Source organism: Shigella dysenteriae, assembly GCF_022354085.1.
In the GTDB taxonomy this organism is placed as follows: domain Bacteria; phylum Pseudomonadota; class Gammaproteobacteria; order Enterobacterales; family Enterobacteriaceae; genus Escherichia; species Escherichia coli.
The window spans coordinates 1650299-1670891 of record NZ_CP055055.1 but is presented as its reverse complement, the minus strand read 5'-3'; the positions used below and the strand labels follow the sequence as shown (position 1 = coordinate 1670891).

The following is a 20593-nucleotide window of genomic DNA, read 5'->3' as shown; positions in this document are numbered from 1 at the left end:
GAAATAATGCAAACCGTTATTTTTGGTCGTCCGGGTTGCCCTTACTGTGTGCGTGCAAAAGATCTGGCTGAGAAATTGAGCAATGAACGCGATGATTTTCAGTATCAGTATGTAGATATTCGTGCGGAAGGGATCACTAAAGAAGATCTACAACAAAAGGCAGGTAAACCCGTAGAAACCGTGCCGCAGATTTTTGTCGATCAGCAACATATCGGCGGCTATACCGATTTTGCTGCATGGGTGAAAGAAAATCTGGACGCCTGATCGTCTGACAAGCCCTCGCGTTGAGGGCTTTACTGATTTTTTCTGTGCTGTGGTTTAAACAAACTACTGATAAATAAGAAACACAGTGCCCCCAGCGCACACCAGAACACCGCGCTTAGTAACCATGCCAGCTCTTGCCAGAATGAGCGGGTCGGTGAAAAAAACAGCCGCATAATAAGCATTGAACAGGGTGCCGCCAGCATTGCGCCAAATAGAGGTTTCAGGACTTCTCTACGCTGTGAAAAGAAACTGGCAACTGCTCCAGGAAGAATGAAAAACAGCAAGCCGATTTCAGGATGCCCGGCAGCCCGAAAAGCGCCTTTCATGTGCGTCGCCAGAAAAAGGCACACCACAATGAAGAGGACAAAACAGCAGATTGCCCCCGCCCAACGTTGTTTATGTTTCACTCGTTCCTCCTGACACTGCGTCTATCGAACACATTTTTCGCCAGTGTGGCGTTCAGTAAGATAAAGCCGCTTCGCATTCCATGCTAATATAGGCCAACGCAATTCATATAGCCGTTGATACCTAATGTGATTACACTAGTAAAATATATTGTTACTTTACTATCGTTTAGGTGCGCTGAATGAATCTGCGCCCTGAATTCTGGTAAAAAACATTATCGTAAATTACCATTTCTTTCAACAGCTTACTAGTAAACAAGAAGTTAGCCTCCGTGAATATAAACGTCGCCGAATTGTTAAATGGGAATTACATTCTGTTATTATTTGTGGTCCTCGCGCTTGGGCTATGTCTCGGAAAGTTACGACTTGGTTCGATCCAACTGGGTAATTCCATTGGCGTTTTAGTCGTATCGCTGTTATTGGGCCAACAACATTTCAGCATTAACACCGATGCGCTTAATCTTGGCTTTATGCTGTTTATTTTCTGCGTCGGGGTCGAAGCCGGACCGAACTTTTTTTCCATTTTTTTTCGCGATGGGAAAAATTACCTAATGTTAGCACTGGTGATGGTTGGCAGTGCGCTGGTGATCGCCTTAGGGTTAGGTAAGCTGTTTGGCTGGGATATTGGCCTGACGGCCGGTATGTTAGCAGGCTCTATGACGTCGACACCGGTTCTGGTCGGTGCTGGCGATACACTGCGTCATTCCGGCATGGAAAGCAGGCAGCTCTCACTGGCACTGGATAATCTGAGCCTCGGATATGCCTTAACCTATTTAATCGGTCTGGTGAGTTTGATTGTTGGTGCGCGTTACTTGCCGAAATTGCAGCATCAGGACTTACAGACCAGCGCCCAGCAAATCGCCCGCGAACGTGGCCTGGACACTGATGCCAACCGTAAGGTTTATTTACCGGTGATCCGCGCCTATCGCGTCGGCCCGGAGCTGGTGGCCTGGACCGACGGCAAAAATCTGCGTGAACTGGGTATTTATCGACAAACCGGCTGCTACATTGAACGTATTCGACGTAACGGGATTCTGGCAAATCCAGACGGTGATGCCGTGCTACAAATGGGCGATGAAATAGCGTTGGTAGGCTATCCCGACGCCCATGCCCGACTCGATCCCAGCTTCCGTAACGGCAAAGAAGTTTTCGATCGTGACCTTCTCGATATGCGTATCGTCACTGAAGAAGTGGTCGTTAAAAACCATAACGCTGTAGGTAAACGTCTCGCACAACTGAAGTTGACCGATCACGGTTGCTTCCTTAACCGCGTCATTCGTAGCCAGATTGAGATGCCGATAGATGACAACGTCGTGCTTAACAAAGGTGACGTTTTACAAGTCAGCGGCGATGCCCGCCGCGTAAAAACCATCGCCGATCGCATCGGCTTTATCTCGATTCACAGCCAGGTCACTGACCTGCTGGCATTCTGCGCCTTCTTTGTTATTGGGCTGATGATCGGGATGATCACCTTCCAGTTCAGCACATTCAGTTTCGGCATGGGGAACGCTGCCGGGTTGTTATTCGCCGGAATTATGCTGGGCTTTATGCGTGCTAACCACCCGACCTTCGGTTACATTCCGCAAGGTGCATTAAGCATGGTGAAAGAGTTCGGCTTGATGGTGTTTATGGCAGGCGTTGGTCTGAGCGCCGGTAGCGGTATTAATAACGGTCTGGGCGCGATTGGCGGTCAAATGTTGATTGCCGGATTGATTGTCAGTCTGGTGCCCGTGGTTATCTGTTTCTTGTTCGGTGCTTATGTATTGCGAATGAACCGCGCACTGTTGTTCGGCGCAATGATGGGCGCACGCACCTGCGCGCCGGCAATGGAGATCATCAGTGATACAGCTCGCAGTAACATCCCGGCGCTGGGCTATGCGGGCACCTATGCAATCGCCAACGTCCTGCTGACGCTGGCAGGGACAATCATCGTCATGGTATGGCCAGGATTAGGATAAAACTGAAGTTGCCCTGCAAATGAAATTTTTTTGCACAACCGCAGAACTTTTCCGCAGGGCATCAGTCTTAATTAGTGCCACTGCTTTTCTTTGATGTCCCCATTTTGTGGAGCCCATCAACCCCGCCATTTCGGTTCAAGGTTGGTGGGTTTTTTGTTATCTAAATCCCCAAAATCTCCATTCTCTCCCCTGTCCAAAGCCTTATCTGACTGTCCTCTCTTCCAGAAAATCATTCTTTTTCGTACAAAGAACAAATAGTTATTGAGAAGCTTATTTAAAAACCTAAACAAAATCGGTAATATTCCTGGCTTTGCAATACACAGATTTTTTATATGGATATTAACGAGCTAAAAGAGTGCCTTCATCTGGAAGTCATTGGTAAAAGTAGGAAATTCACATGGCGTAAAGTCATTGTAAGGGCGATGAAACATCGGCGCGTTCGTTACTTATTCTGGTGGCGTATCGCTAAATACGGCCATGAGAAAGGTGGTTACTGGCGGAAAATTGCTGGCAAAATTGAGCGAAAAATCCTTGATAGTTATGACGTTAAAATCCCATTAGTCGTTGATATAGGCAAAGGGTTGGATATTTCATACTTAACGGGAGTTGTTATCGGTCATAACGTAAAAATTGGTGAGAATTGTTCCATCAAACCCGGCGTAACCATCGGCCTACGTGGCCATTTTGACGAAATGGATATACAGATTGGCAACAATGTCACCATTGGTTGCAACGCCTCCATTCTGGGCGGCAAAGTCTATATTGGAGATAACGTCACGATAGGTGCACATGCATTGGTTTTGCATGATATCCCAGAAAACTCCATTTTTATCAATAAAATAGAATACGAGATTATCCCGAAAAAAGTTATAGCCGAAATGTGATCGCCAGTGAGATGATTAGCGCTATTGAGGGAGGTGTTGCGTCTTATCGACCTCTGTAGCTACCCAGCAACCCTCTCAACCATCCTCAAAATCTCCTCGCGCGATAGCGGCTTACGGTCGGTGACAAAATGCAGCGTCATCCCCTCAATAAACGCATCAAGCGCGCGGGCGGTTCCGGGTTCAAACCATTGTTCGAGCGTTTGCTGACTGCGCTGCATCCAGTTTTGCATTACCGTTTTTAATAGCGGTTTTCGGCTAGCCAGCGCGTAGAGCTGGTACATCAGCTCCATGTTATCCGGCGTTGCCACCTGTGAGCTGTAGATCATATCGGTGATAGCCTGGCATGCGCCTTGAGCATCACTAACATCGCTAAAAAATGCCTGATATTGCCGGGACATGATCTCAGTAAAACTGCTGAACGCCTCCAGCAACAACTCATCAATTCCTGAAAAATAGTAGGTCATCGATCCCAACGGTACCCCGGCAAGGGTAGCAATTTTGCGGTGCGTAACAGCATGTATTCCGTAAAGTTTCACCGCCTCCAGCGTGGCCTGGATAATTTTTTCTCGCCGTTGCGGATCGTTAGCGCGACGCATGTCATTTCCTCTGTCTGCAATTGTGTACAAATGTACACAACCTTGCTAATGTTGTCTTCCCTCTTCTTATTTTGACGTGATCTATGACCGTAAATTCTTCACGTAATGCATTGAAACGCCGAACCTGGGCGCTGTTTATGTTCTTCTTTTTGCCGGGCCTGTTAATGGCGTCCTGGGCAACCCGTACGCCTGCTATCCGCGATATTCTCTCTGTCTCGATCGCTGAAATGGGCGGTGTTCTCTTTGGTCTGTCGATCGGTTCGATGAGCGGTATTCTCTGCTCGGCGTTGTTAGTGAAACGCTTTGGGACACGTAATGTCATCCTGGTCACCATGTCCTGCGCATTGGTCGGGATGATGATATTAAGTCTAGCACTCTGGCTGACATCGCCCCTGCTCTTTGCCGTTGGTCTCGGCGTCTTTGGGGCAAGTTTTGGTTCTGCGGAAGTGGCGATAAACGTTGAAGGTGCCGCCGTTGAGCGAAAAATGAATAAAACGGTTTTGCCGATGATGCACGGTTTTTATAGCCTGGGCACGCTGGCAGGCGCTGGTGTCGGGATGGCACTGACGGCCTTTGGCGTTCCGGCAACGGTGCACATTTTATTGGCGGCGCTGGTAGGCATCGCGCCTATATATATCGCCATTCAGGCAATCCCTGACGGTACGGGCAAAAATGCTGCCGATGGCACCCAGCATGGCGAAAAAGGCGTACCTTTTTATCGCGATATCCAGTTGCTGCTGATTGGTGTTGTGGTGCTGGCGATGGCCTTTGCCGAAGGTTCTGCCAACGACTGGTTACCCTTATTAATGGTTGACGGTCACGGTTTTAGCCCCACTTCCGGCTCGCTGATTTATGCCGGTTTTACCCTGGGGATGACCGTTGGACGCTTCACTGGCGGTTGGTTCATCGACCGTTACAGTCGCGTTGCCGTGGTTCGGGCCAGTGCGCTAATGGGGGCGTTGGGTATTGGGCTGATTATTTTTGTCGATAGCGCCTGGGTCGCTGGGGTGTCTGTTGTACTCTGGGGACTGGGTGCCTCGCTGGGCTTCCCGCTGACCATTTCTGCCGCCAGCGATACCGGCCCCGATGCACCAACCCGCGTCAGTGTGGTAGCAACGACCGGTTATCTGGCTTTCCTCGTCGGGCCGCCGCTGCTGGGCTATCTCGGCGAACATTATGGATTACGTAGTGCAATGCTGGTTGTACTGGCGCTGGTTATTCTCGCGGCTATTGTCGCGAAAGCCGTCGCCAAACCCGATACCAAAACGCAGACGGCGATGGAGAATAGTTGATGAGCATTAAATTAATTGCGGTAGACATGGATGGTACTTTCTTAAGCGATCAAAAAACCTATAACCGTGAGCGGTTTATGGCTCAGTATCAGCAAATGAAAGCACAAGGCATTCGCTTTGTGGTCGCCAGCGGGAATCAATATTATCAGTTGATCTCTTTCTTCCCTGAAATTGCTAATGAAATTGCCTTTGTGGCTGAAAACGGCGGCTGGGTAGTGAGTGAAGGCAAAGATGTTTTTAATGGCGAGCTGTCGAAGGATGCGTTTACTACTGTCGTGGAACATTTGCTGACGCGCCCGGAAGTGGAAATTATTGCCTGCGGAAAAAATAGCGCCTATACGCTCAAAAAATATGACGATGCCATGAAAATGGTGGCGGAAATGTATTATCACCGTCTGGAATACGTCGATAACTTTGACAACTTAGAAGATATCTTCTTTAAGTTTGGCCTGAATCTTTCCGGTGAACTGATTCCACAAGTACAAAAAACATTACATGAGGCCATCGGCGATATTATGGTGCCGGTCCACACCGGCAACGGCAGCATCGATCTGATTATCCCCGGCGTACATAAAGCCAATGGCCTTCGCCAACTGCAGAAATTATGGGGAATAGACGACAGCGAAGTGGTGGTCTTTGGCGATGGCGGTAACGATATTGAGATGCTGCGTCAGGCAGGCTTTAGTTTTGCAATGGAAAATGCCGGCAACGCGGTCGTCGCAGCGGCAAAATACCGGGCAGGCTCCAATAACCGTGAAGGCGTACTGGATGTGATCGATAAAGTTCTTAAACACGAAGCGCCATTTGACCAATAAAAACGGCAGCACGCCCGGCAACACAATACCTGAATGAAGGCTGCATAATTCGCGGAAATTAACCCGCTGCATTATTTCAGGCGAAATGTTTATGAAAAATTGTCTACTGTTGGGCGCGCTTTTAATGGGCTTTACTGGTGTGGCGATGGCGCAAAGTGTCACCGTCGATGTGCCGAGTGGATACAAAGTGGTTGTGGTTCCTGATTCAGTCAGCGTTCCACAAGCGGTCAGCGTCGCGACTGTGCCGCAAACCGTCTATGTGGCTCCTGCGCCAGCTCCGGCTTACCGCCCGCATCCTTATGTTCGCCATCTTGCCAGCGTAGGTGAAGGGATGGTTATCGAACACCAGATTGACGACCATCACCATTAATTCGAGAATGCCTGATCGCACAAAGCAATCAGGCATTTTTTTACCCTTCGTGAGAATTTCCCATCTGTTTATCTTTTAAAAAGATAACCATCAGCGACAGCCACAAAATTCCGTTGGCAAGGTTGAAGAGATTAAACAGTCCGTTGCCCCCGTTCAGCCAGGCATGTTTGCTGATTTCAATACCGACGGTAAAGATCAGCATTTGCAGCATTCCCATCGCCGCAGAAACCGTACCTTTACTCATATCGCTGGCAAACAGGGTTAATCGCACCAGTCCCGCATTCGCCAGACCAATACCGAAAGCATAAATACTTAACCCGGCGGTCATCCATAAATACGCGTGCGATGAGATAACCGTTGCCGCAGCAGCGACCAACAGACCAATCATAATCGGCCAGCCGCCCATAATAATCAGCGAACGTACGGTGCGGCGCGAGGTCAGACGCGCTAACAGCAAGTTACCCGCAATTAACGCCCCGAAAATAGGCACTTGCAGCAAACCATATTCATAGCTGCTCAACTGCTCGCCGGTAATGATGATAATCGGCGACTGGGCGATCCACGCCAGCAACGGCAGGCTAACGAATCCCAGCGCCAGCGCCCCCGCCACAAAGCGACCGTTCTTCAGCACCAGCTTATAGTCACGACCGAGTTCTTTCAGCGACAGTTTCTCGCCTATACGCGTGGCGGTTTCAGGCATGGCTCGTTGCAGACCGAAAAAGGAGATCGCTGCCAATGCGGCAAACAAGACAAACATCCCTTCCCAGGGCAGCACATGGATCCACGCCGCGCCCACCAGTGGACCAAGTAGCGGAGCAATCAGCGCCACGTTCGCCATCAGCGCGGTGATCTTGATACAAACCGCCTCTTCGAAGGATTCCTGAATTGCGGCGTATCCCACAGCGCCAATGAAACAGAGGCTTATGCCCTGCAAGAAGCGCAACAGGGTGAATTGTTCAATGTTTTGCGCCAGTAATATTGCCAGACAGGTGACAATAAACCACACCACACCCGCCAGCATCACCGGCCGGCGACCAATACGATCCGACAGCGGCCCCAGGAGCCATTGTAAAAACATCCCGCCCGCCAGATACGCGGTCATCGAAGTAGGAACCCAATCAATGCCCGCCTGATATTGTTCCACCACGGCCAACATACCGGGTTGAATCATATCGTTGCCGATATAGGTTGAAAATTCGTAAAGCACCAGACAGAGAGGGAAAAGTAACGCCTGACGTCCAAGCCTGGCACCGGAAGCTAATTTATTATGCATGCAATTTCTTCGCCAATAATAATCGCGCAAAGTTTAATAAAAGCGCAGCTAACGAGAAAGCGAATTTTGTAGCTGAAACCGCGGTTAAGCACATTCTTACATTATTGCGAGTATAGCTACGCTTTCTTTAAGTTTTATTTAACCTATGCCCGTTACAATCACCCACCGTAAACAGGCCGCTTGAGGGAAATAAGACGATGCCGCTTTACCCAGTTTAACCTGCACTTTATTCTCAACGAGTTGCCTGTATTGGCTCCCTTTTAATCACTTTGCGTCGGGAAGTTATGCTGGAAAATTTGAATCTCTCTCTATTCTCTCTTATTAACGCGACGCCAGACTCGGCTCCGTGGATGATCTCGTTGGCGATTTTTATTGCTAAAGATTTGATTACCGTGGTGCCGTTGCTGGCCGCGGTACTTTGGTTGTGGGGGCTTACAGCACAACGGCAACTGGTGATAAAAATCGCTATCGCGCTGGCGGTCAGCCTGTTTGTGTCCTGGACGATGGGACATCTTTTTCCGAACGACCGACCGTTTGTCGAAAATATCGGCTATAACTTCCTGCATCATGCGGCGGATGACTCATTCCCGAGCGATCACGGTACGGTGATTTTCACCTTTGCACTGGCATTTTTATGCTGGCATCGCCTGTGGTCCGGCTCACTTTTAATGGTGCTGGCCGTCGTCATTGCCTGGTCGCGCGTTTATCTTGGCGTCCACTGGCCGCTGGATATGCTCGGTGGATTGCTGGCAGGTATGATTGGCTGCCTTAGTGCCCAGATTATCTGGCAAGCGATGGGGCATAAACTCTATCAACGTCTGCAATCGTGGTATCGCTTCTGTTTTGCATTACCGATCCGCAAAGGCTGGGTGCGTGACTGATCTCTGCTAAAAAGTGTAGTATTGAGCGGCTCGCTTCAATAACTATTCAGAGGGATTATGGAAACACGTCGCGAAGAGCGTATCGGGCAGCTGCTGCAAGAATTAAAACGCAGCGATAAGTTACATCTTAAAGACGCCGCCGCCCTGCTTGGGGTTTCGGAGATGACGATTCGTCGCGATCTGAACAACCACAGTGCGCCCGTCGTTTTGCTCGGCGGCTATATTGTTCTGGAACCGCGCAGTGCCAGCCATTACCTGTTAAGCGATCAAAAATCCCGCCTGGTGGAAGAAAAACGCCGGGCGGCAAAACTGGCTGCGACGCTAGTAGAACCCGATCAGACCCTCTTTTTTGACTGTGGCACCACCACGCCGTGGATTATTGAAGCGATTGATAATGAAATACCTTTCACCGCCGTTTGTTATTCGCTAAATACCTTTCTGGCGCTGAAAGAGAAACCCCATTGCCGCGCATTTCTGTGCGGTGGTGAATTTCACGCCAGCAACGCCATTTTCAAACCCATCGATTTTCAGCAAACGTTGAATAATTTTTGCCCGGATATCGCTTTTTATTCCGCGGCGGGCGTGCATGTCAGTAAAGGCGCTACCTGTTTTAATCTTGAAGAGTTGCCGGTAAAACACTGGGCCATGTCGATGGCGCAAAAGCATGTGCTGGTTGTCGACCACAGTAAATTTGGCAAGGTGCGTCCGGCGCGCATGGGTGACCTGAAACGCTTTGATATTGTGGTGAGTGATTGTTGCCCGGAAGATGAGTATGTGAAGTACGCGCAGACGCAGCGTATTAAGTTGATGTATTAATGACGTATAACCGGATGACGTTTCGCGCCATCCGGTTATCAGAAGATTAAGAGAACCAGCTGCCGAACCACTGATGGAATTTCATCATCACGAAATCCCACATCCGACCAAAGAATCCGCCCTCTTCCACATTTTCCATCACGATCAGCGGACGCTGCTCAATGGATTTACCGTTAAGCTGGAAATCAATGGTGCCGACAACCTGACCTTTTTTCAGCGGTGCGGTAAGCTGCGGTTCCGTTAACGTATAACTCGCTTTCAGGTTTTTCAGCTGCCCACGCGGTATGGTCACTGAGCCCGCTTCACCTGCCCCGAGATTCACTTCGCTCTTATCACCAAACCAGACGCGCTGAGTCACAAAGGTGGCATCAGGTTTAATTGGCGTCACGGTTTCAAAGAAGCGGAAACCCCAGGTCAATAATTTCTCAGACTCATTAAAACGGATACGGTCGGTTTTCGCCCCCAGCACTACGGAGATTAAACGCATATCGCCCTGGGTAGCCGAAGCAACCAGATTATATCCCGCGCCTGCCGTGGTTCCTGTCTTCATGCCATCAACATTCAGATTGCTGCTCCACAGCAGACGGTTACGGTTAGGCTGACGAATTTTGTTGAAGGTGAACTCTTTCTCTTTATGAATGGCGTACTCTTCCGGCACATCGTGGATCAATGCTTTACCCAGCAATGCCATATCGCGCGCGGTACTGAACTGCCCCGGCGCATCCAGACCGTGCACCGTCTGGAAGGTAGTGTTGGTCAGCCCCAGTTTTTTGGCATAACCATTCATCAAACCAATAAATGACTCCTGGCTCCCGGCAACGTAATCGGCCAGCGCAATACAGGCGTCATTACCGGACTGGATAATCACACCTTTGTTCAAGTCTGCCACCGAAACCTGATCGCCCGGTTTGAGGAACATTACCGATGAACCACGCAGTGCCGGATTTCCCGTCGCCCAGGCATCTTTACCGACCGTCACCATATCGGTGAGTTTAATCTTATCGGCCTTAAGCGCCTGCCCAACCACATAGCTGGTCATGATTTTAGTCAGGCTCGCGGGATCCAGTTTCTCATCCGCATTGCCTTCTGCCAGCACTTTACCGCTGGCGTAATCCATTAAAATCCATGCACGCGCATCCACGCTCGGCGCTTCAACGGTTTGTTCGGCCGCGAATGCCGTTGGGGCAAAAAGGAATAAAAATGCAGAACCCGCTGCAAGACCACGAAGGAGAGAGGAGTATTGCGTCATAAATGCCACCCGAGTATCCATTCAAAAAAAATACGTTATATCGCCGTATGATAAGTTCGGTGATTAATAACGCACACACAAACTTAAAGAAACCGTAAGTTGGTAAAGTTTTTAAAGTTTATGCAATATCCTGCCGCTTCGCTGCTTCTGGTGTCATTTTTTTGCCAGCTGTTGCTTAAAAGTTAACTTTACTTCACCATCGGAGTCCTGTTCAGCCTGTGGCTGCCTGTCGGAAAAGGGGTGAGTATGATTACGCTGTGGGGTCGGAATAATTCAACCAACGTAAAAAAAGTATTGCTGACGCTCGAAGAACTGGAACTACCTTATGAGCAAATTCTCGCGGGCCGTGAGTTTGGGATAAATCACGATGCTGATTTTCTGGCGATGAACCCTAACGGGCTGGTGCCGTTGTTGCGTGACGACGAAAGTGATCTCATTCTTTGGGAATCAAACGCCATTGTCCGCTATCTGGCGGCACAGTACGGGCAAAAACGCCTGTGGATCGACTCACCGGCACGTCGTGCGGAAGCAGAAAAATGGATGGACTGGGCAAACCAGACACTCAGTAATGCTCATCGCGGGATCCTGATGGGATTAGTCAGAACACCACCGGAAGAGCGCGATCAGGCCGCCATTGATGCCAGTTGCAAAGAGTGCGACGCCCTGTTTGCCCTGCTCGATGCGGAACTGGCAAAAGTAAAATGGTTCTCTGGCGACGAGTTTGGTGTGGGCGATATCGCTATCGCACCGTTCATCTACAATTTGTTTAATGTTGGCCTGACCTGGACACCGCGTCCAAATCTGCAACGCTGGTATCAGCAACTCACTGAACGCCCCGCAGTGCGCAAAGTGGTGATGATTCCCGTTAGCTAATTGCGTGGGCTAACTTTAAGTAATTCCCCACTGGACTCGTCGGTGAGAACGTATAAATAACCGTCGGGTCCAGTGCGAACATCACGAATTCGCTGCCCTCTGTCCGTTAAAATACGGCCATCTTCTGTTACTTTGTCGCCGTTGACGCTCATCACAATGACATCTTTATCTTTCAGCGCGCCAATAAATAATTTTTGCTGCCACTGGGGGAATTTATCGCTGTTATAGAAGGCCATGCCGCTCACGGCGGGCGAATCTTTCCAGTAAAAAACAGGTTGCTCGGTCCCGGCGACGATCTCCCCTTTCGCTTCCGGTATCTTAAAGCCTGAATAGTTGATTCCCCAGGTTGCCAGCGGCCAGCCGTAGTTTTTGCCTTTTTGCGGGATATTAATTTCATCACCACCGCGCGGGCCATGTTCATTCAGCCATAGTGCATTACTCCACGGATTCATCGCCATTCCTTGCGGATTACGAATGCCATAAGACCAGATCTCGGCGCGCGCACCGGATTCCTTTATAAAAGGATTATCATCCGGGATTTCGCCCTGGTCGGTCAGACGCACCAGTTTGCCCTGTAATTTATCCAGATCCTGCGCCGTCGGGCGCTGATTGTTTTCGCCCAGAGCAATAAAAAGATAACCTTTACCGTCGAATACCAGCCGCCCGCCAAAATGGTTGCCGGTAGACAGTTTTGGCATCTGGCGAAAGACGGTGCTAAAGTCGGTCACTTTTGAGAGATCATCACTTAAGCGGCCATAACCCACAGCAGTTCCGGCTTTGCCATCATCGCCAACTTCGGAATAACTTAACCAGATGCGGCGAGACTGAGCAAAATCAGGCGCTAAAACCACGTCCAGCAGGCCGCCCTGCCCGTGCGCCCAAACGTCCGGAACTCCGGAAAGCGGCGCAGATAATCCTTTTCCTGCTTGCCAGTGACGCAACTCGCCGCCGCGCAGAGTGATTAACATACCGTGATTATCGGGTAAAAAGGCCAGTGCCCAGGGATGGTCGAGTTTGTCTTGCAGTACTTCGACATTTACCGTTGCAGGAGCCGCCCAGAGAGCGGAAGAAAGACAAATAAGGGGCACAAGGAAAAAGGATTGTCGATGCATAACGCCTCCGGATTGACTCTGGCTTAAAGCGTAGTCAGTGGAGGAGATAACAAATTCATTTTTACAAAAACTTAAACATGAAGGGGGAGACGCTTTCTCCCCCTTAGTTTTCAGGCCTTCTCAAGCATGGCGTGCTTCTGCAGGCTCTGGATACTCAGCGTTAAGCTCATCAGACAATTTTCAAGCTTATCGGCGTTGACGGTAATAACAGTCGGGCAATCATGGTGCCCACTCATCAAACATACTGCGGCTGTCGCTAATGCTTCTTCAGCATGATGAAGAGCACTCCACTCTTCCTGATCCAGATGAAGATTCAACCGCAGCGATTTATCGTGCAGTTCGCGATTCAGTTTAAAAAAGTTATCTCGTAGATGATTGCTTTCGCTGACGGACATGTATCCTTTTGCCTTCCTCAGTTGCACGTATGCGGCGAGGTCAACGCGTGCGTCGATCAACCGGTTCAGCAGATCGATTCGCTGTCTGTCAACGAACATACTTCGATCCTCCTCTTTCCAGCCTTGTTGCAATTAAATAGTATGGCTATTTTTTGAGCATAATGCTGTCCAGGATCAATTCTTCACGCCGAATTAACAAAATTTACATTTCCTTCGCCTCCGCCAGCGAATGAGATTGCGATACAAATTTTATCCAGAACTCTGTAGAATCCCTGCCCTGACCTTTCCTGTAACTGAATATTTTTTAAGCTATGAGCAAAGTAACTCCCCAGCCGAAAATCGGCTTTGTTTCCCTTGGCTGTCCGAAAAACCTTGTCGATTCAGAGCGTATTCTCACCGAACTCCGCACTGAAGGTTATGACGTGGTACCGAGCTATGACGATGCGGACATGGTGATCGTCAACACCTGCGGCTTTATTGACAGCGCGGTACAAGAATCACTGGAAGCCATTGGTGAAGCGTTGAATGAAAACGGCAAGGTAATTGTGACCGGTTGTCTGGGGGCAAAAGAAGATCAGATCCGCGAAGTCCACCCGAAAGTGCTGAAAATCACCGGGCCTCATAGCTATGAGCAGGTTCTGGAGCACGTTCATCACTACGTGCCAAAACCGAAACACAACCCATTCCTGAGCCTGGTGCCAGAACAAGGTGTCAAACTGACGCCGCGTCATTATGCCTATCTGAAAATTTCTGAAGGCTGTAATCACCGCTGCACCTTCTGCATTATTCCGTCTATGCGCGGCGACCTGGTGAGCCGTCCGATTGGCGAAGTATTAAGTGAAGCGAAACGTCTGGTAGATGCGGGCGTTAAAGAGATTCTGGTGATCTCGCAGGATACTTCCGCCTATGGCGTTGATGTTAAACATCGTACTGGCTTCCACAACGGCGAGCCGGTAAAAACCAGCATGGTCAGCCTGTGCGAACAGTTATCGAAACTGGGGATCTGGACACGTCTGCACTACGTTTACCCTTATCCGCATGTGGACGACGTCATCCCACTGATGGCAGAAGGCAAAATCCTGCCGTATCTGGACATTCCGTTGCAGCACGCCAGCCCGCGCATTCTCAAACTGATGAAGCGTCCGGGTTCTGTAGATCGCCAACTGGCGCGCATCAAACAGTGGCGCGAAATCTGCCCGGAACTGACCCTACGCTCAACCTTTATTGTCGGCTTCCCTGGCGAGACGGAAGAAGATTTCCAGATGCTACTCGACTTCCTGAAAGAAGCGCGTCTGGATCGCGTTGGCTGCTTTAAATACAGCCCGGTTGAAGGTGCAGACGCCAATGCCCTGCCTGACCAGGTTCCGGAAGAAGTGAAAGAAGAACGCTGGAACCGTTTCATGCAGTTGCAGCAGCAGATTTCCGCCGAGCGCCTGCAAGAGAAAGTGGGCCGTGAAATTCTGGTGATTATCGACGAAGTGGACGAAGAAGGCGCGATTGGTCGCAGCATGGCAGATGCACCGGAAATCGACGGCGCGGTTTATCTCAATGGTGAAACCAACGTTAAGCCGGGTGATATCCTGCGTGTGAAAGTCGAGCACGCCGATGAGTACGATTTGTGGGGTAGCCGGGTTTAATTAATCTAAAGGCAGATCTAACAAGGATATTGTTCTTCGATCTGCCTCTACTACCCTTCCCGATGTCCTACCCTTACGCACAAAATCCCCTGACGCATAAATCGAGAAAAATGAATCGTACTCGAGGCAACTCTCACTTTTTCACACCAAATTAAAGTTTTGATCGCAATTACTTGAAATAAGCGTAATGGTTACTATAGTAAACATTACCACAAGGATGGATGTATGGGTGTGTATAAGGCAAGGCGATTCAGCCAAAGCACGAAAAAACTTGGTATTCACGATAAAGTTCTCATGGCTGCCGCTGAAGAAGTGATGCAAGGCATATGGGAGGCTGATTTAGGTAGCGGTGTCATCAAAAAACGGTTACCCCTCCAACAAGGAAAGAGTGGTGGAGCCAGAACAATTATCTTTTTTAAATCAGCAAATCATGTGTTTTTTTATGATGGTTGGTCCAAGAGTGGTCTAAGCAGTAAAGGAACCAAAGAAATCGAAGATGATGAACTGGCGGCCTACAAAAAAATGGCAAATGCATTTCTGGCCTTTAGCAATAAGCAAATAAAGGATTTGATCGAAACCGGCTTTTTGATTGAGGTGAAAAATGAGCGATAAATTACAAATGATGCTGGAAGATGCAAAGGAACTGAATGCACTGGGCCTGATGTCTGATAGTGAGGTTGATGCCATTGCCGTCATGGTCAAAGCCCGTGAAGTCAGCGCCCGTATAGCCAAAGTCAAATCAATGACGGGTGAAGAGATCAAAGCCATCCGCACCCGATACGGCATGTCACAATCCGTGCTGGCACATACAATGGGAATGTCAAAAGAAAGTGTCTCGAAATGGGAACGTAATGAAATAAAACCGAGCGGCCCGGCACTACGTATTTTGAATACATTGGCAATAAAAGGGCCGGAAGTTTTTGCAAAGTAAAATGTTTGCAAATGATTTACCACATTCATTAGTACCCCTTGATTCAGGGGTACTAACACTATTCTAATTCTACTGCCAGCTAATCTGAGCCCTGCCGTTTTTCTTACTCTTATACAGCCGCTCATCCGCCAGCATTTTCAAGCGTTCGACGGTAGTACATTCATTTGAATGCGCTACACCGATACTGGTGCTTAAATTAATGCTTCCCACCTGGAAATGAACGATTTCTTTTAGAATCGATAGCAACTCTTCCAGCGTTCCACCCGTATAAATCACCGCAAATTCGTCACCGCCGAAGCGGTAGACTTTACCTTTATCTACCGGGATCTGTGATTTAAGGATTTTCACCACTTTCATCAACACTTCATCACCCAGCAAATGACCGAAGGTGTCGTTAATGTTTTTGAATTTATCGACATCAAACAGGCACAAATAACCGCCTTTTTCCGGCAGCGCTTTTAAATCTTCGTCAAAGGATTTTCTGCCCATTGCTTTGGTCAGGTCGTCCAGGAACGCCGAGTTATACATACTGTAGAGTTTTTTGACATCGGCAGCCGAAAAGAAAAGCCCGCCATCCAGTACGCGTTCAAAATGGTTATTAATAATGGCTTCTTTCTCCACAATACCACGATTAATCACTCTGCGTACCAGATAGAGGCAACTGGTACCCGATATCACTGCCACCAATGCGGCAAAGAAAATAATCAATGTACAAACCCGCAAATAAACATCTTTTTTATACGCAAATACGTACAATCCGGTCGGCAAATAGGCGAAGTGCTCCATCGCTTCCGAAACGGTGAAGATGGCGTTTTTAGCATTATATTCATCACCGGTCACCGGTTTACCGTTCTTAAACAGAGAGAACATCAGGTTCTCGCTGTCCATCGCCAGCGATTTTGACAGTAAAGAAAAACGCTCCAGACCAAGCAAAAATATCAGACTACGATTGTGAGTTACCGGATAGAGGTAATAGACGAAGGTTTTACCGTCAAAAGAGATAAACCCTGTATTTTTGACATGTCGATACTTCACAACCTGCATAATATCTGCACAATAATTTTTCTCGAACTCCTTTACCTGAATACATTCGTCACTGGAAATCAGATAAGGACCGACATCGTACAAATAAGAGGGTGAAACCGAGTCGGCGTAAGCTGTGCGCAAGCCAACCAACAGCTGTTCCTCCGTGGGATTTAGCGTGTTGATAAGATCAATTGCCACGCTACGACGATATTCAGCAATATTTGCCACCGCAAAAGCAGTATCAATAACGGACTGTTTCAGGCTATACACCCGTTCCTTTACCATTTGAGTGTAGATCCCGCAGGCAATTGCTGAAATCATGATAAAAATCAGCAGACTGACTGTAAGTACGAACTTATTGATTCTGGACATACGTAAACTACTCTTTTACTAATTTTCCACTTTTATCCCAGGCGGAGAATGGCATGGGTTTCTGGTACAGATACCCCTGAGCCTGAACACATCCTAATTTGATTAATTCGCGCGCAACGTCTTCGCTCTCTACGCCTTCCGCAATCACCGGGATCCGGTTATAGCGTGCCAGGTCGAAAATAATGCGCACAATTTTTCCCGCAGTACCGAAAATATCGCCGGTAAATTGCGAGTCCACCTTTATGCTGTCTGGATTAATTTCATAAAAACGTTTCAGGTTTGACAAACCGGTGCCAAAGTCATCAATCGATATCCGTACCCCTTGTTTACGCAGTTGTTCAATATTGAGATAAAAATGTTCATTAATTCGCTCGATCACGGTTTCAGTGATCTCAACACAGAGGCTGTTCGCCTTCAGGCCATTTTCTTTCATGATGGTGGTAAAACGCTCATGAAAGTGCGGTTCGTTTAACTGCCAGGGCGAAACATTAATATGCAGTAAGAAATCATCCTTCAGCGATGCACGCTGACTAAAATGTCTGAATTCACCCATTGCCGTTTTAATAATCTGATAACCCAGCTCATTGATAAACCCGATATCTTCAGCAATGGTAATGAACTTCAGCGGTGAAATGATCCCCCGCTCCGCAGACACCCAACGGCACAACGCCTCCGCGCCCAGAATGGCGCGGGTGTTAATATCAACGATCGGTTGATAGACGAGGAATAGTTCGCCAATTTCCATTGCATGGCGAATATTACGCGCAATCCAGATATTCTCTTCTATTTCGTTGAGTTTCGCGTCATCACAGAAAATAAACTCGGAGAACATATGGTCACGGATACTGGAAATCGCCAGTTTCAGTTTTTCTGCGTAACTCCAGGCGTTTTCCCCCTGCAAAGGTTCACAAATGGCAGACTTATGGATGCGCAGATTGCGGTAGCCAAAGCTGCTGTCAAAATCGTTTACCATCGCTATTTTACGGGTAAATGTCTGTACATTTTCCCGACACAGAAGTAAATAGAGATCGGCATTGAATGTCACGATATCGCAGCATTGTGCATATTTCTCGGCAATTCGCTGACACAATTTCCTGACGATTTTATTGCGTTCATCAACACCAAACACCGCTTCCACGGCTTCCAGACCACACAGTTTGATGATCCCCACAGCCAGATACTGATTATTGTTGGACTCAATAATCGCCATATTTTTAATAAAACCACTTTCCTGATCGTAAGAGATCAGTGAGAGCAATTTATTTGACCGTTCAATTTCGGCATCTTTCATTTCCGCGATCGAATTTTTGATGCTGATAATCTCTTTCGCATCGCCTTCGCGAATTTTCAGAGCCTCGATCTGATCCGTTGAGTCAGGCAAAAACGCCAGCGTATTAACCAGCTCTGTCATTTCAGAAAATTGCCGACGGAACACACGAGTGGTCAGTAAATAAACCACCAGCAATACGATAATAATGAACGCAAACGGCAGATAAAAAAGTTTATCTGATGCGTTCAATAAATTACCGCCCGGATAATAAAAATAGATTTCGAATAATGCGTTATTTGGCACCGCTGATGTTTTTTCGATATATTCAGTATCGACAGAATCAATAATATTATAATTACCTTCGCTATTATAAATAATCAGTTTTTCACGAGCGAGTTGATTCTTGGCAATGATCTCATGGCCTTGTTTCAAAAATAGAACTTCATCATTAGCGCTGATTTGATCAAGATACTCGTTCAGATATCGCCAGTTTAAATCGACATGAATTTTATCCACCGCTAACAAATCGTGATCTTTGCCGTTGATGCGTAGCGTAAAAGAGATACATTTTTTACCCGGACGATCAAAGCAATTGTATGCCGGATTCCAGCTGTTGTTAGAGTCATCTGAAGCCACCGACCACGGTCGTTTCGATGGGTTAAAATCGGCAAAAATAACCCGCCCTGACTCGTCGACAAGCGGTCCATTTACTTGTTCCTGATGATAAACAACGATTTTATCGTTCGCCCTCCGCGAAAAGAGATAATATTTATTATCATCAAGTACCAGTCCCACCGAGTCTAAAAATGGCATCATTTCCATTTTCAGGATCACAGCGCGTTGAATCTCCTCTGTATTTTTTAACAAATACAGTGAGTCCTTTAATGTCAGGGCCGAACGTTCAATATCTTTAAAGAAATAGCCAACGTTTTTCTGAATAAGTTCAAAGCGGCTATCGGCACGTTTTACCGCGCGTTCCGATACCAGTTGATAGTTAATGATGAAAAAAAGGCCAATAAATGACAGTGCTGCCAATAAAAATAAAATTATCAGCCTTATCTTTATCTTTTCGTATAAACTCAGCATGTTAATACATTTAACAAAATAACTGTCTGAACGCTGTGCCGCTGCAAAAACAGTCCCTTGCTGCGGCTATTTAACCAAATTACCCGATTCTACAAAATCAGCAGAAAGTTACAACACTTGCTTAGGGCAATAATTTCCTGTGAGGTGATTACTCTTTCAAGCAATATTCAAACGTAACTATCCTTTAATTTTCGGATCCAGCGCATCGCGTAAACCATCGCCCAACAAATTGAACGCCAGTACAGTCAGAAAAATAGCCAGGGCCGGAAAAACAGCGACATGCGGCGCGATAACCATATCCGCTCGAGCCTCATTGAGCATTGCTCCCCACTCTGGTGTCGGCGGCTGCGCACCGAGGCCGAGAAATGACAGGCTGGCGGCAGAGATAATCGAGGTACCAATGCGCATGGTGAAAAACACCACGATAGAAGAGACGGTCCCAGGCAGGATATGACGCAACAAAATGGTCATATCGCTGGCACCAATACTGCGTGCTGACTCAATAAAGGTTTGCTGTTTCAACACCAGCGTGTTGCCGCGCACCAGGCGGGCAAACGCAGGGATGGAAAAAATGGCGACTGCAATAATCACGTTAGCAATGCCGCTTCCCAACACCGCAACAACAGCGATCGCCAGTAAAATACCCGGGAAGGCAAACAGCACATCGCAAATGCGCATGATCAGCCGATCCCACCAGCCTTCATAATATCCAGCCAGCAAGCCCAGCAACGTCCCTATCGCCGCACCGATAAACACGGCAAACACGCCCGCCGCCAGCGAGATTTGCGCACCAACCAGGACTCGGCTGAAAATGTCGCGCCCCAGTGAATCGACGCCAAACCAGTGCTGCAAAGAAGGTCCGTTATTCAGATTGTCATAATCAAAATAATTTTCGGCGTCATAGGGAGCGATCCAGCGTGCAAAAATGGCCACCACAATCAATAAAATAACGAACAATGCGGCGGTCATCGCCATATGCTGACGGCGAAATCGTCGCCAGAATTCATGCCACGGTGTACGTACCTGGTCAGGTTTGACCAGTGGCATGGCGTTTAACACCGCCTGACGTCGCCAGTTAAATAGTCGCAT

21 protein-coding genes are annotated in these 20593 nt (G+C 48.1%); 12 read left to right on the top strand and 9 right to left on the bottom strand.

Translation table 11 applies throughout. The annotated features are described in order from the left end of the window. Nucleotides 1–6: 6 nt before the first annotated feature. Nucleotides 7–264: a glutaredoxin 1 gene (gene grxA / locus HUZ68_RS07995; protein WP_001195231.1), complete on the top strand. Its 258-nt coding sequence runs from the start codon at nt 7–9 to the stop codon at nt 262–264. A 29-nt stretch (nt 265–293) separates the two neighbouring features. Here grxA and HUZ68_RS07990 read toward each other — a convergent pair whose 3' ends face one another. Continuing rightward, the gene (locus HUZ68_RS07990; RefSeq protein WP_000681108.1) at nt 294–671 is read right to left on the bottom strand and encodes an inner membrane protein YbjM; all 378 of its coding nucleotides are present in this window, start codon (nt 669–671) and stop codon (nt 294–296) included. Between the two features lie 269 nt (nt 672–940). Between HUZ68_RS07990 and HUZ68_RS07985 the strand changes: the two genes are divergently transcribed. Next, complete coding sequence (locus HUZ68_RS07985) at nt 941–2626, top strand: aspartate:alanine antiporter (RefSeq protein WP_001024876.1); 1686 nt, start codon at nt 941–943, stop codon at nt 2624–2626. Nucleotides 2627–2958: 332 nt separating this feature from the next. After that, complete coding sequence (locus tag HUZ68_RS07980) at nt 2959–3510, top strand: serine acetyltransferase (RefSeq protein ID WP_000353913.1); 552 nt, start codon at nt 2959–2961, stop codon at nt 3508–3510. A gap of 59 nt (nt 3511–3569) precedes the next feature. Here HUZ68_RS07980 and rcdA read toward each other — a convergent pair whose 3' ends face one another. Continuing rightward, nucleotides 3570–4106, bottom strand: coding sequence for a DNA-binding transcriptional regulator RcdA (gene rcdA / locus HUZ68_RS07975; RefSeq protein WP_001297003.1), 537 nt, complete (start codon nt 4104–4106; stop codon nt 3570–3572). A gap of 83 nt (nt 4107–4189) precedes the next feature. Between rcdA and HUZ68_RS07970 the strand changes: the two genes are divergently transcribed. The 3 genes from HUZ68_RS07970 to ybjH all read left to right on the top strand — a co-directional run bounded on the left by HUZ68_RS07970 (nt 4190) and on the right by ybjH (nt 6583). Next, complete coding sequence (locus tag HUZ68_RS07970; protein WP_112925415.1) at nt 4190–5398, top strand: MFS transporter; 1209 nt, start codon at nt 4190–4192, stop codon at nt 5396–5398. Beyond that, nucleotides 5398–6213 (top strand): 5-amino-6-(5-phospho-D-ribitylamino)uracil phosphatase, encoded by an 816-nt coding sequence (ybjI, locus tag HUZ68_RS07965; protein WP_112925406.1) that lies wholly within the window; start codon nt 5398–5400, stop codon nt 6211–6213. Before HUZ68_RS07970 ends, ybjI begins: the two co-directional genes overlap by 1 nt. A gap of 85 nt (nt 6214–6298) precedes the next feature. Then, nucleotides 6299–6583: a protein YbjH gene (ybjH, locus tag HUZ68_RS07960; protein WP_000480892.1), complete on the top strand. Its 285-nt coding sequence runs from the start codon at nt 6299–6301 to the stop codon at nt 6581–6583. 40 nt (nt 6584–6623) lie between these two features. Here the strand turns inward: ybjH and mdfA are convergent, their stop codons facing one another. Continuing rightward, on the bottom strand, nt 6624–7856 hold the full coding sequence (mdfA, locus tag HUZ68_RS07955; RefSeq protein WP_033815371.1) for a multidrug efflux MFS transporter MdfA: 1233 nt from the start codon (nt 7854–7856) through the stop codon (nt 6624–6626). A 284-nt stretch (nt 7857–8140) separates the two neighbouring features. Here mdfA and ybjG point away from each other — a divergent pair, with 284 nt between their 5' ends. After that, entirely contained in the window at nt 8141–8737 is a 597-nt protein-coding gene (gene ybjG, locus HUZ68_RS07950) for an undecaprenyl-diphosphate phosphatase (protein WP_033815370.1), read from the top strand. A gap of 57 nt (nt 8738–8794) precedes the next feature. Further along, nucleotides 8795–9553, top strand: coding sequence for a DNA-binding transcriptional repressor DeoR (gene deoR, locus HUZ68_RS07945; protein WP_000450121.1), 759 nt, complete (start codon nt 8795–8797; stop codon nt 9551–9553). 46 nt (nt 9554–9599) lie between these two features. On the opposite strand, the gene dacC is transcribed toward deoR, so the two are convergent. After that, nucleotides 9600–10802, bottom strand: coding sequence for a serine-type D-Ala-D-Ala carboxypeptidase (dacC, locus tag HUZ68_RS07940; RefSeq protein ID WP_000195961.1), 1203 nt, complete (start codon nt 10800–10802; stop codon nt 9600–9602). A 246-nt stretch (nt 10803–11048) separates the two neighbouring features. Here dacC and gstB point away from each other — a divergent pair, with 246 nt between their 5' ends. Beyond that, entirely contained in the window at nt 11049–11675 is a 627-nt protein-coding gene (gene gstB, locus HUZ68_RS07935) for a glutathione S-transferase GstB (RefSeq protein WP_001295292.1), read from the top strand. Here the strand turns inward: gstB and yliI are convergent. Further along, on the bottom strand, nt 11672–12787 hold the full coding sequence (gene yliI, locus HUZ68_RS07930) for an aldose sugar dehydrogenase YliI (RefSeq protein ID WP_021577174.1): 1116 nt from the start codon (nt 12785–12787) through the stop codon (nt 11672–11674). The genes gstB and yliI overlap by 4 nt on opposite strands. 110 nt (nt 12788–12897) lie before the next feature. Continuing rightward, nucleotides 12898–13281 (bottom strand): biofilm formation regulator BssR, encoded by a 384-nt coding sequence (gene bssR, locus HUZ68_RS07925; RefSeq protein WP_000497137.1) that lies wholly within the window; start codon nt 13279–13281, stop codon nt 12898–12900. A gap of 212 nt (nt 13282–13493) precedes the next feature. On the opposite strand from bssR, the gene rimO reads away from it, so the two are divergent. The 3 genes from rimO (at nt 13494) to HUZ68_RS07910 (ending at nt 15750) form a co-directional block, all read left to right on the top strand. After that, nucleotides 13494–14819: a 30S ribosomal protein S12 methylthiotransferase RimO gene (rimO, locus tag HUZ68_RS07920; protein ID WP_033815369.1), complete on the top strand. Its 1326-nt coding sequence runs from the start codon at nt 13494–13496 to the stop codon at nt 14817–14819. 225 nt (nt 14820–15044) lie between these two features. After that, nucleotides 15045–15431 carry a type II toxin-antitoxin system RelE/ParE family toxin gene (locus HUZ68_RS07915; RefSeq protein ID WP_000539522.1) on the top strand — a complete coding sequence of 129 codons (387 nt, stop codon included), beginning with the start codon at nt 15045–15047 and terminating at the stop codon, nt 15429–15431. Next, nucleotides 15421–15750: a helix-turn-helix domain-containing protein gene (locus HUZ68_RS07910; protein WP_001280945.1), complete on the top strand. Its 330-nt coding sequence runs from the start codon at nt 15421–15423 to the stop codon at nt 15748–15750. The genes HUZ68_RS07915 and HUZ68_RS07910 overlap by 11 nt, the downstream gene beginning before the upstream one ends. A 69-nt stretch (nt 15751–15819) precedes the next feature. Here HUZ68_RS07910 and HUZ68_RS07905 read toward each other — a convergent pair whose 3' ends face one another. From HUZ68_RS07905 to gsiD, 3 genes are all read right to left on the bottom strand, one after another. Next, entirely contained in the window at nt 15820–17148 is a 1329-nt protein-coding gene (locus tag HUZ68_RS07905; RefSeq protein WP_033815368.1) for a GGDEF domain-containing protein, read from the bottom strand. A 7-nt stretch (nt 17149–17155) separates the two neighbouring features. Next, nucleotides 17156–19504, bottom strand: coding sequence for a sensor domain-containing phosphodiesterase (locus tag HUZ68_RS07900; RefSeq protein ID WP_000950335.1), 2349 nt, complete (start codon nt 19502–19504; stop codon nt 17156–17158). Nucleotides 19505–19681: 177 nt separating this feature from the next. Further along, on the bottom strand, nt 19682–20593 hold the full coding sequence (gene gsiD / locus HUZ68_RS07895) for a glutathione ABC transporter permease GsiD (RefSeq protein WP_001236044.1): 912 nt from the start codon (nt 20591–20593) through the stop codon (nt 19682–19684).

Bases quoted from the DNA above. Each gene is read 5' to 3' on its own strand.
- grxA (WP_001195231.1), top strand. From the start codon at position 7: ATGCAAACCGTTATTTTTGGTCGTCCGGGTTGCCCTTACTGTGTGCGT.
- HUZ68_RS07980 (WP_000353913.1), top strand. From the start codon at position 2,959: ATGGATATTAACGAGCTAAAAGAGTGCCTTCATCTGGAAGTCATTGGT.
- rcdA (WP_001297003.1), bottom strand. From the start codon at position 4,106: ATGCGTCGCGCTAACGATCCGCAACGGCGAGAAAAAATTATCCAGGCC.
- HUZ68_RS07970 (WP_112925415.1), top strand. From the start codon at position 4,190: ATGACCGTAAATTCTTCACGTAATGCATTGAAACGCCGAACCTGGGCG.
- ybjI (WP_112925406.1), top strand. From the start codon at position 5,398: ATGAGCATTAAATTAATTGCGGTAGACATGGATGGTACTTTCTTAAGC.
- ybjH (WP_000480892.1), top strand. From the start codon at position 6,299: ATGTTTATGAAAAATTGTCTACTGTTGGGCGCGCTTTTAATGGGCTTT.
- mdfA (WP_033815371.1), bottom strand. From the start codon at position 7,856: ATGCATAATAAATTAGCTTCCGGTGCCAGGCTTGGACGTCAGGCGTTA.
- ybjG (WP_033815370.1), top strand. From the start codon at position 8,141: ATGCTGGAAAATTTGAATCTCTCTCTATTCTCTCTTATTAACGCGACG.
- deoR (WP_000450121.1), top strand. From the start codon at position 8,795: ATGGAAACACGTCGCGAAGAGCGTATCGGGCAGCTGCTGCAAGAATTA.
- dacC (WP_000195961.1), bottom strand. From the start codon at position 10,802: ATGACGCAATACTCCTCTCTCCTTCGTGGTCTTGCAGCGGGTTCTGCA.
- gstB (WP_001295292.1), top strand. From the start codon at position 11,049: ATGATTACGCTGTGGGGTCGGAATAATTCAACCAACGTAAAAAAAGTA.
- yliI (WP_021577174.1), bottom strand. From the start codon at position 12,787: ATGCATCGACAATCCTTTTTCCTTGTGCCCCTTATTTGTCTTTCTTCC.
- bssR (WP_000497137.1), bottom strand. From the start codon at position 13,281: ATGTTCGTTGACAGACAGCGAATCGATCTGCTGAACCGGTTGATCGAC.
- rimO (WP_033815369.1), top strand. From the start codon at position 13,494: ATGAGCAAAGTAACTCCCCAGCCGAAAATCGGCTTTGTTTCCCTTGGC.
- HUZ68_RS07915 (WP_000539522.1), top strand. From the start codon at position 15,045: ATGGGTGTGTATAAGGCAAGGCGATTCAGCCAAAGCACGAAAAAACTT.
- HUZ68_RS07910 (WP_001280945.1), top strand. From the start codon at position 15,421: ATGAGCGATAAATTACAAATGATGCTGGAAGATGCAAAGGAACTGAAT.
- HUZ68_RS07905 (WP_033815368.1), bottom strand. From the start codon at position 17,148: ATGTCCAGAATCAATAAGTTCGTACTTACAGTCAGTCTGCTGATTTTT.
- HUZ68_RS07900 (WP_000950335.1), bottom strand. From the start codon at position 19,504: ATGCTGAGTTTATACGAAAAGATAAAGATAAGGCTGATAATTTTATTT.
- gsiD (WP_001236044.1), bottom strand. From the start codon at position 20,593: ATGCGACTATTTAACTGGCGACGTCAGGCGGTGTTAAACGCCATGCCA.